Below are 997 nucleotides of genomic sequence, written 5' to 3'. Positions count from 1 at the left end.
CAGATGTTAATGCAACTTCAAAATGGGTAACGCAAGACGTTAATGATGCCTTAGATACAGCAATAACAGCTGCAACAAATGCTAAGAGCACAGCGACAACAGGACAAGATGTAACAGATGCAGTAAAAGCATTAAATACAGCAGTTGGAACATATGTTGCAGCACAAGCAGATGGTACAAAAACTAATTAATAACTTTTTTTAACTAAATTTTTATAGTGATATAAGAGAAATTAGATAGGGGTAGTTAATTTACAACTGCCCTTATCATTTTTTTTGTTTATCTCCGTGTCTTTAATATTTTTATGGCATCTGTATATATGAGAACATGAAAATAATAGGAGGAATTTGTTGTGAATAATTATGACAATTTTTTTATGGGAGTAACTAATTTAACAGTTGCAAGAAAATATTATGAAAATACTTTAGGATTAAAATTAAAATTTGATTTTTCACAGAAGGGTATGATTGCTTTCATTGTTGGTAGTGAAGAACCTGCAATTATTTTGAAAGATGAAAGTGTATTTCCCAATATAAAACCAACAATATGGTTCGAAGTTGAAAGTGTTGAAAATGAATATCGTAACCTAAAAGGTAAAGGTGTCAAGTTTATGTCTGAACCTTTTGAAATAATGACAGGATTAGCTGTAGAATTTGAAGATCCATTTGGCAACAGGCTTGGAATTACAGATTATTCAAAAGTAAAATAACACTCAATTATATTTAAATGTAGATTCATAGAAACTGTATGCAAATGTAATTATGGTTATACTATATATAAACAACATGTAAACTAGAATTAAGTGGTAACTTACCGAAATAATAAATATTTTTGTTACGAAAAACTATAAAAATATCGCTGAAGGCTCCAAGTTGCATGTTGCACTCACTTTAGCATGCTCCCGCTTTCAGCGTAACAAGCTAAAGTGAGACAACCAGTAGAGGAAACTCGACTCACATTCGTTCGCTGAGTAAGTGATTCACACCAAATCATAGAT

At 31.2% G+C, this 997-nt stretch carries 2 protein-coding genes; both read left to right on the top strand.

Annotated elements, in window-relative coordinates; translation table 11 throughout:
- A partial coding sequence (locus COL3_RS29050; protein ID WP_180278000.1) for a hypothetical protein occupies nt 1–191 on the top strand: 191 nt, incomplete at its 5' end.
- 161 nt (nt 192–352) lie between these two features.
- A complete protein-coding gene (locus tag COL3_RS26790; protein ID WP_008421005.1) occupies nt 353–709 on the top strand; it encodes a VOC family protein in 357 nt (118 codons plus the stop codon).
- Nucleotides 710–997: the final 288 nt, after the last annotated feature.

This window comes from Clostridium sp. LS (genome assembly GCF_002760435.1).
Lineage (GTDB): Bacteria > Bacillota > Clostridia > Clostridiales > Clostridiaceae > Clostridium.
Note: the sequence above shows the minus strand (reverse complement) of the source record. Positions and strands in the feature narration are given on the sequence as shown.